Annotated in this window: 8 protein-coding genes; 3 read left to right on the forward strand and 5 right to left on the reverse strand. The window is 50.4% G+C overall.

Going from position 1 to position 8,890, the window contains the following annotated elements; genetic code table 11:
• The first annotated feature begins 43 nt into the window (after positions 1-43).
• A complete protein-coding gene (locus J6J34_RS06855) occupies positions 44-562 on the forward strand; it encodes a DUF2937 family protein (protein ID WP_301720384.1) in 519 nt (172 codons plus the stop codon).
• Here the strand turns inward: J6J34_RS06855 and J6J34_RS06860 are convergent.
• The 5 genes from J6J34_RS06860 to J6J34_RS06880 all read right to left on the reverse strand — a co-directional run bounded on the left by J6J34_RS06860 (position 546) and on the right by J6J34_RS06880 (position 4,864).
• Complete coding sequence (locus J6J34_RS06860; protein ID WP_301720385.1) at positions 546-878, reverse strand: LapA family protein; 333 nt, start codon at positions 876-878, stop codon at positions 546-548. The genes J6J34_RS06855 and J6J34_RS06860 overlap by 17 nt on opposite strands.
• A 61-nt stretch (positions 879-939) precedes the next feature.
• Entirely contained in the window at positions 940-1,506 is a 567-nt protein-coding gene (locus J6J34_RS06865; RefSeq protein ID WP_301720386.1) for a YgjV family protein, read from the reverse strand.
• Between the two features lie 74 nt (positions 1,507-1,580).
• Positions 1,581-3,245 (reverse strand): M28 family metallopeptidase, encoded by a 1,665-nt coding sequence (locus J6J34_RS06870; protein WP_301720387.1) that lies wholly within the window; start codon positions 3,243-3,245, stop codon positions 1,581-1,583.
• Positions 3,242-3,757 (reverse strand): DUF192 domain-containing protein, encoded by a 516-nt coding sequence (locus J6J34_RS06875; RefSeq protein ID WP_301720389.1) that lies wholly within the window; start codon positions 3,755-3,757, stop codon positions 3,242-3,244. Before J6J34_RS06875 ends, J6J34_RS06870 begins: the two co-directional genes overlap by 4 nt.
• 141 nt (positions 3,758-3,898) lie before the next feature.
• Positions 3,899-4,864, reverse strand: a complete 966-nt coding sequence (locus J6J34_RS06880; protein WP_301773982.1) for a DUF4382 domain-containing protein — start codon at positions 4,862-4,864, stop codon at positions 3,899-3,901.
• 249 nt (positions 4,865-5,113) lie between these two features.
• On the opposite strand from J6J34_RS06880, the gene J6J34_RS06885 reads away from it, so the two are divergent.
• Together J6J34_RS06885 and J6J34_RS06890 are read left to right on the forward strand one after the other, a co-directional pair.
• Complete coding sequence (locus tag J6J34_RS06885; protein ID WP_301720391.1) at positions 5,114-6,070, forward strand: gluconeogenesis factor YvcK family protein; 957 nt, start codon at positions 5,114-5,116, stop codon at positions 6,068-6,070.
• A complete protein-coding gene (locus J6J34_RS06890; protein WP_301720392.1) occupies positions 6,067-8,727 on the forward strand; it encodes a M14 family metallopeptidase in 2,661 nt (886 codons plus the stop codon). The genes J6J34_RS06885 and J6J34_RS06890 overlap by 4 nt, the downstream gene beginning before the upstream one ends.
• Positions 8,728-8,890 lie beyond the last annotated feature (163 nt).

The following is an 8,890-nucleotide window of genomic DNA, read 5'->3' on the forward strand; positions in this document are numbered from 1 at the left end:
GTCATGCTATGGTTATCCTATGTTTCCGGGGTAACCATAGCTTATGATTTATCGATACTTCATTCTGGCTCTTGCCGCCTGTGCCCTACTACTTGGCATTCAGGCTCCTAATCTGCTTACCCAATACCAACAGCGGCTAGCGGCGCAATACGCTGAAGCTATGGTGTACTATCGACAATATCAGATCATCGCAGATCGCTATTACGATGGTGAAATTAGTGGACTTATTGCCGCTCACGAGCAGAACCCGGCACCGGCCTTTCAGGAAGAAGCGAAAGTGATTGCTGAGCTGGTCGAACGGGTAAAGACCTTTGAACGCCAACAGCGTTACTTCACGCAGGACTATCCAGCACAGTTATGGTCGCTGGCGTGGCAACACGATGAAGAGCTGATGACAGGCACCTTGCAGCAGTACAGTTTTAACGTGCCACTGAATCAGCAAGCGATAGCGACAGGTGCTTTAATTGCGTTAGCGGTGGTGGTCGTAATGGATAGCTTAGCGGCACTCGTTAGAGGACTGTGGCGCCGGCGGCGCCACAGCTACACTAGTCGTCGTCCTTAACTTTGTATTCACCGTCGATGACCGAGCTGTCATTGCGGTCTGCGGCCTGTTGACGGTGTTGTTCATGGCGCTGGCGCGCTTCGCGCTGAGCTTGCTGAGCGGCTTTATTAAACTGCCACATTTGCTTGATCTGACGCCGTTTACGCCACAGCAGCGGCAGCAGCAAAATCCAGCCGACCAATAAAAATATTAAACCTAGACCCAGGGCAACGACCAACATAATACCAAGCAATAACCAGCTCAATAGGACCATCAAGGGATTAGCACCTGGCTGAGGCTTCATCTTCTGTTGCCACTGGCGGATATAAATCATCATAACAATTGACTGCTCACGTTTTAGTTGATCTCTCTATTACTATTGTAGCCATAACCTCAGATTACAAGGTTCGTGCACGTTTATCCTGTAACAATTTAAGAATAATGCTGGTCAGATTGACGATATTGAAAACCGTACCCGAAATACTACCGACAATGATTGCATAAACTAATCCTAAAAATTCAGCTAAAAGAAACCAGCGCCGGATGCGCTCCGGGTCATTTAACTTAATCGAGCCGACGGTAAAAATGATAGACGACGTGTAGGCAATCCAAATGGACCAGTGACTCGGCTGATCCGAGAAGACGACGCTGATACCGCTAAAGGAAAACTGTAACGACGCAATTGGAAATAACCATTCAATCATCAGGAATAGTATATTTAGCGCCACAAAACCCCATAGCACCCAAGGTCCCTGCCAACGCAGCGCAATAAAATTGCGCAGTACCGCGATGCCTGTGACGATACCGCCTGCCACAGCATCGAGCATAAAGAAATGGATCGACAATGCCGCCAATGCTAACGCTGATACTATGCGATAACGATCCGCTGTGGGCTGGCGGTAAGCAATGAAGTTGGTCACTAAGGCGATAAAGCCAAAGACTTCAGCAATCGAAATAAAGCTCAAGTTTTCTTCCTTTTGAAACAAAAACGGCGACCACCGCAAACAGTAGCCGCCGCCTCATTTATGCCATGCGATTGTTACTGACGTTGGTCCGCAGTAGCATCACGGGTGGCGCGGAACTCATTACCAGCATACCAATTCGGCCAGCTATCGGAATTGGCCAACTCATTACCAATCCAGTAGTACAGCCATAAATCTTGCTGTACTCCGCGTAAATCCCACTCAGGATCGTACTCGTCGGCTGGTTTATGGTATGCCACCTGCACGTACTCAGCGCGCTTCTCTTTGCCGTATTCCACACCAAACTCGACGTGGTCATTGCCGCCTTTTGCATACAGCATAGGTACGCCACGTTTGGCCAGGTTGAAGTGATCTGAGCGGTAGAAAGAACCTGCTTCCGGGGTTGGCTCAGGTGCGACATAACGGCCCTGTTGCTCGACGTATTTACCTAGGTATTCTTCCAGCTCGGAGTTACCGTGGCCAACGACCACCATATCCTGCATCGGACCATACACGTTAAGTACGTCCATGTTGATACCGGCAACGGCTTGACTCAGCGGCAACATTGGGTTGTTTGCATACCAGTTTGAGCCTAGCAGACCACGCTCTTCTGCCGTGACCAGCACAAATACCACAGAACGTTCTGGCTGGGGCTGGCTGGCATAGAATTCAGCCAAAGCGAGGACGCCTGCAGTACCACTGGCGTTATCCTGAGCACCATTGTAAATCTGATCGTCGGAGCTGATTGGATTCATGCCCAGATGATCCCAGTGCGCCATGTAAATGACGTGCTCTTCAGGAGCTTTGCTACCTTCAATATAGCCAATAAGGTTAGGTGAGTTCAGGTATTCAAAGTCTGACTGCACCGTGATCGACATGGCAGTGTTCAGTGCCACCGGCTGAAAATCAGGCTGCTGCGCCTGCTCACGCATTTCGGTATAAGATGAACCGACCCGCGCAAATAGCTTATCCGCAGCTTCTTGCGTGATCCAACCTTCGATTTCCGTGCGATCCATATTTTTGTTTTCACGCGCTAAGTCGAACCGCACCGGTGAACCGCCGGCGATAACACCCCAGCCATAGCCCGCAGGGCCGGTCTCATGAATCACGATGATGCCGGCAGCACCTTGCCGCGAAGCTTCTTCAAACTTGTACGTCCAACGGCCGTAGTAAGTCATGGCCTTGCCGTTGAAAACTTCCGGATCACCGGTGTCATAACCCGGGTCATTAACTAAAACAACGACGGTTTTGCCGGCGACATCTAACCCTTCGTAGTCGTTCCAGCCAAACTCAGGAGCAACGATACCGTAACCCGCAAAGACCATTTCACTACCGTCCAGACTGACTTCTTCCTGCACGCGTGGCGACCAGGCCATCATATCCTGCTTATAGGAAAATGCTGACAGATCACTGTCGCTAAAGGTCATTTCTGAAACGCTGTAAGGTGTCATTTTGACCAGCGGCACTTCCTGGCGATAACTGCCCGTTTCCTCGTTGAATGGTTTTAACCCCCAACTACGAAATTTATCTGAGACAAATTCTACGGTCAGCTCTTCACCTTTACTGGCTGGCGCGCGCCCTTCAAATTCATCGGAGCTCAAGGTCGCAAGATAGTCGCGATAGTTCTCGTTAAAACTGTAAGGGTCGACTTCCATTTGCGGACTGGTCGATGGTTCGGGTTCACTCGCTGGCGAGCAAGCAACAATTAATAAGCTTGCTGCGAGTACCGAGATTTTCTTCATCGGTTGTTCTCCTGTGTTTCGCATTGTTGTAATTGGGAGCCCTGCTGAATTCCGTATTTTTTAAAGTAGCCAGCAGGCATTTCGAGCGCACCCCAGTAATTGACACCAGGCCGATAGGCCGGGCAATTGCGTGAATTTACGCTGGTACAAGGGCGCATAGTAAAGGTTTTGACGACAGTTAAGGATTCATCCAGATAAGCGATATCAAGTGGAATTTTGGTGTTAAACATCCAAAAGCCAGCATAGCCGGGGCGTTCTTCATCGTAAACAAACCACATACCATGATTTTCAGCTAGGCTCTCACGATGCATCAGCCCACGCTCGCGTTTGGCGGCGGTATCGGCTACCTCAACCACCATTGGTGGTTGCGCTACGCGTTGGCATAGTTGCACCACTTCATACTCACATTTGGCATCGGCTTCTGTTGAACAGCTTTCCTGACTGACAACAGGCGGTGCAGCTGTCACATAAAATGCGATAACACCAAAAAGAATAGCGGATCTTAATGACACGGTTGGTCACCCTTACTGGCTAAACAGAAGGTCAAGTATGGCCTGATTCAGAGGGAAAAAAAAGCCAAAAAAGCCCCTTTCGGGGCTTTAAATTGGAGAACAAAGTGATAAACATGCACTAACTTCGAAAGTCAGCGGTGCTTATCCAGAGATATCCACAGCCGTCACTGCTTCATCTCCATTGACGGTCACATTTACAGTTCCATTAAATGTGAGGTCATCGTCTGCCTCAGGATCGTCATCCGTCTGGCAGCTCCACGCAGCAGTGTAATCACCCACTGCTACGTAACCGACAGAAAAGGTGTAGGCAGAGACGTTATCAAAGTACACCGCTGCAACGGCATACGGCTGATGTGTCTCTGCCCCACCTACATCCGCCAGGGTGGTGACATCTAAATCACTTCCTTCATAGAAGTACACCACAGCTACTGGCTCTGTAGTGTCGCTTGGTGCGACAGTACAAGAATTTTCAATTAACAAGGCTTCCGCCACTGTGCCTTCAACATGACCCACTTCAAGATTATTGACTAAACGAACACCGCGTGGCTTCAGGAAGTAGCCCGCCTGACCGACTGGGTTTACCAGCGCCTGGCGTAAGTCGAACTCGACGGTATAGGCGACGTTACCACCGGCATCTAACGTAAAGCTGTCAAACTTGAGTTCATTTGAAGGAACACTTAACGGGATTTGCTCATCGCCAACCTGAACGTATGAGCCTGTTGCCATGACTAAGCGCAACTGACCATAAGAACCGGCAGGAACTTCGCTACCCGAAATCAATGCTGCCGAGTCAGACCCAGTGTAACTGAGTAAGTCCACACCATGCGTATTGGGCACAGTGTCGCCATTAGCGTCTTTACAGACATCGTTGGCTGCCACTGTATTGGCCGATTCACCCACGGTAAAGGTTAACGACTCATCGCCGTTGCCGACGAGCTCAACTGCACTGAAACAGGCCACTACAGCATCGGCACTATCCACAGGAGCGTCACTGACAGCAAGAGAAAACCTTGTCATCTGGTCTTCGTCGTCAGAACCGCCACAGGCAGCCAGAACTAGCACAGATGAAGTAACAATAATATTACGCATTAAACTATTTTGCAACATAAAGGTAGCCCTCTTGTTATATGCTTCTCGTTATACACAACTTTAATACACAGGACAAGATCAGTCCCCCTCTTTACTATCAATTTACACAGGTATTTTAGTCACTTGTTTAATTATTGGGCAGTTCTCCGAGAGCTACCGGCAGAACTCAAGAGAGGCCGTTACACAGGCACTTAGAATTGATCAAATTGCCCGGACAGCATAAAGTACGACATCGCCTGTCTACTCAAAACAGAAGGTCATGTCACCATGAGAGAGCAGCCGCTTCGTTCGTACGAAGCCGATGATTGCCAAATCAAGCAACTCCGCCGGGTTACCGCCATTGGTGGCGGTCATGGCCTGGGCCGTGTACTTGCCAGCCTGCAATTCCTGCAGAGTAAGCTGGTGGGCATTGTTGCTACTACCGATAATGGTGGTGCCAGCGGTTTGTTACGACGCTCACATCAGACCATTGCCTGGGGCGATATTCGTAATTGCTTATCGCAACTGGTCGATCAGCGCTTAGCAGCAGATGTACTTAATTACCGCTTTACCGACGACCCCACGCTTGCTGGCCATAACTTTGGTAATCTTTTGCTGCATACACTGAATCAACTCAGTGCCCGGCCGCTTGATGGGATCCAGTTGCTGAGCCGTTTGCTGAACGTCAACACACGTTTACTTCCGATGTCTGAATCACCGGTCGATCTGGTCGCCGATACCCATGAGGGTCTCGAGTGCTTCGGCGAGCTTCTGGTCGACCAATTAGGTCACATGCCAACCACCCTGCGTTTGTCCAAACCTGTAAGCGCAACTCCTGAAGCGCTGCGTCATCTGCAGCGTAGTGATTTGATCATTATTGGCCCCGGCAGCTTCCTGACCTCCATTATGCCCCCGCTATTGGTGGACAAAATTGTGGAAACTATCGCTTCTAACGATGCGCCGGTGATTTTTATTGATAACCTGCTACCTGAGTATAGTCCAGCGGGAGAATTACCGCTGAGTGTGAGACTGGACTGGTTAAGATCCGTTGTTGGCCACGACATTATCGATTTTGTCATCACCAATATCGCGGACCCGAATTTAACCATCCCGCATTTAAATAGCATAAAGGCAGCTGCTGATGCTCCACAGCGCCACGACAAAGAAAGTTTACGCAATACGCTCAATCAGGCGCTGGCAGCAATAAGCGCCACCCGACACGCAAGCAAAGGGAATCAACAATGAAAAAAACCTTGTTAGCCGCCTTATTCGCCGTTGCCGGTCTTGGCACGGTTCAGGCCGAAACCACCTCGCTGGGACTGGCAACAGACTATAGCGCTACAACACCCAGCGTTGAAAGCGTACTGGGCTATCCGATTGGCTCGAGAATTTCCAGCCCGGATGCCATGTACGATTATTTTCAGGCGCTGCACCATGCCCACCCGGAGCAGGTTCAACTGTTTCACTATGGCAAAACCTGGGAAGGTCGGCCCTTGTATTATGTGGCCATTTCCAGCCCGGCAAATATCGCCGACCTTGGCGACTTTAAAGCTGGCATGCAAGCCCTGGCCAATCCACAAAATACCAGCAGTGAACAGGCAAAACGCCTGATTTCTGAGCTGCCTGCCAGCATCTGGTTATCTTATGGTGTGCATGGTAACGAAATCTCCTCACCAGAGGCCGCCATGCTCACGGCCTGGCATTTACTTGCCGCTGAAGATCAGGCCACAGAGGCCATGCTCGATAATACTGTGGTCTTTATCGACCCCATACAAAATCCCGATGGCCGCAGCCGCTTCGTCAGCCGTTATTACATGAATACCGGTATGGAGCACAGCGCTGATCGAATCTCCGTTGAGCACAACGAACCCTGGCCCAGTGGCCGCAGCAATCATTACTTGTTTGATTTAAACCGTGACTGGATCGCCCTCACCCAGCCTGAAGTTGCCGGACAGGTCAATGCTCTGCTTGAGACCTACCCATTAATCTTTGTCGACTTACATGAGATGGGTGGCGATCAAACGTATTACTTTACTCCTGAAGCACGTCCGTACAACCCGCTGATCGCGAAAAGCCAACGCGAAGCGCTATGGACCATTGGCGAAAACAATGGTCGCTGGTTCGACGAGCACGGCTTCGATTATTTCACCCGCGAAATTTTTGACGCCTTTTATCCTGGCTACGGTGCGAGCTGGCCGCTTTATCATGGCACGCTGGCCATGACCTACGAAATGGCTTCCGCCCGCGGACATAAATTTCGTACCCGCGATGGTGACATCCTGACCTACGGTGATGGCGTGCAACGTCATTTCATCGCCTCACTTTCAACTATTGAAACGGCCAGTAAAGAACGTCAGCGCCTGTTGCAGGATTTCTGGAACTATCGCAACCAAGGCATCCAGCAAGGTAAAGATAGTAAAGAGCGCTATGTCTTTATCGATAGCGCTCAGGACCCTGCGGCCAGTAAACGCTTGGCCGGCTTGCTGACCCAACACGGTGTGCAGGTGCAGCAAAGCAATTCGCAATTTGAAGCCTGTGGTACTGACTTTAGTGCTGGCAGCTACGTGATTGATACCGCGCAGCCGGCCCATTACATGGTCCGTACCCTGCTTGATGAGCAGGTGGACATGGCACCGGACTTTCTTGCTGAGCAAGAACGTCTGCGTAGCAACAACCTGCCTGATCAGATTTATGACGTGACCGCTTGGTCCCTACCGCTGATGTTTAACCTGGAGCAACAACGTTGCGCGCGTTTACCACGTATGGATTTGGCGGCCGTCAGCGGTGACTTGATTGCACCAGGACAATTACTGCACCCAGACGCCAAAATAGGCTTTGTCTCTGCCTGGGGCGATATGAACGCAGGACGTTTGTTAACTGCGGCTTTACGCGAAGGGTTAAGCGTGAAGCAGAGCGATCTGCCATTCACCTTCAAGGATGGTAAAGAGTATCCTGCGGGCTCATTAATTTTTACCCGTGCAGATAATGGCGATGACCTCAGTGCTACTTTAGCCACGCTTGCAGCAACCTCTGGCGCAACCATCCAGGGCGTTGATTCAAGCTGGATTGTTGAGGGACCTAACTTTGGTTCGGATAACGTCCAGCAGGTCCACGCGCCGCGAATTGCGCTGGCGTGGGATGAACCTTTCAGTAGTCTCAATGCTGGTCATACCCGCTATCTGATTGAGCGTCAGTTTGGCTACCCGGTGACCGCAATCCGTGCTGACCAGTTACGACGTGCTGACTTGAGCCGTTATCAAGTGCTGATCTTACCCACCAGCTATGGCTCATTAAATGACGCTTTTGGCGAACAGGGTCAGAAAAACCTCACCCAGTGGGTCGAGCGTGGCGGTGTTCTGATTACCTTTGCCAACGCGACGCAATGGGCAGTAGATGCTGACCTGCTGGCCAGTGCGTTAGAGAAAGAAGCCAAAGATAAAGAAGTTGAAGTGCATACAGAAAAACGTGTCGCAGGCCTGTTGCTGAACAGTGCTGAGCATCTGCATCAATATGTCAACGCTGCAGATACTGACCCGTACTGGACTTCTGGTGTGCTGACCAAACTCGACGTTGATCAGGAACACTGGTTGACAGCTGGAGTGCCGGACAACGTTATCAGCCTGACAGTCGGTAACCAGATCTATCGTCCATTAACCATTAATAACGGTCGCAATCTGATGACCTACGCAAGTGCTGATGAGCTGTCCGTGAGTGGTTACCTATGGGCGGAAAACAAGCAGCAGTTGGCCCATAAGCCGTATCTGATGTGGCAACCTCGTGGCCGCGGTATGGTCATTAGCTTCACTCAGGAGCCTACCTACCGTGCTTACCTTGATGGTTTGAATGTGACCCTGATGAATGCCATTTTTGGTGGCGCCTCACACGCTCGCCCACTGCGTTAATGCAAGTCTAAACCGGAACTAAAAAAGCCCGCGATTTGAAGTGACCCCCAATAGTTGGACATTCCTACTACTGGGGGTCTTTTTATGTCTAAACATCACAGAGCATTCAAGCTTGAATTAGCGAAGCGTGCTCAACATGAAAGTTCACGGGAGCTTGGACGCA

The organism is Pseudidiomarina terrestris (assembly GCF_030466405.1).
Classification (GTDB): domain Bacteria; phylum Pseudomonadota; class Gammaproteobacteria; order Enterobacterales; family Alteromonadaceae; genus Pseudidiomarina; species Pseudidiomarina terrestris.

Excerpts from the sequence above, each read along its gene's own strand:
- J6J34_RS06870 (WP_301720387.1), bottom strand. The coding sequence starts at position 3,245 with ATGAAGAAAATCTCGGTACTCGCAGCAAGCTTATTAATTGTTGCTTGC.
- J6J34_RS06890 (WP_301720392.1), top strand. The coding sequence starts at position 6,067 with ATGAAAAAAACCTTGTTAGCCGCCTTATTCGCCGTTGCCGGTCTTGGC.
- J6J34_RS06880 (WP_301773982.1), bottom strand. The coding sequence starts at position 4,864 with ATGTTGCAAAATAGTTTAATGCGTAATATTATTGTTACTTCATCTGTG.
- J6J34_RS06855 (WP_301720384.1), top strand. The coding sequence starts at position 44 with ATGATTTATCGATACTTCATTCTGGCTCTTGCCGCCTGTGCCCTACTA.
- J6J34_RS06860 (WP_301720385.1), bottom strand. The coding sequence starts at position 878 with ATGATGATTTATATCCGCCAGTGGCAACAGAAGATGAAGCCTCAGCCA.
- J6J34_RS06885 (WP_301720391.1), top strand. The coding sequence starts at position 5,114 with ATGAGAGAGCAGCCGCTTCGTTCGTACGAAGCCGATGATTGCCAAATC.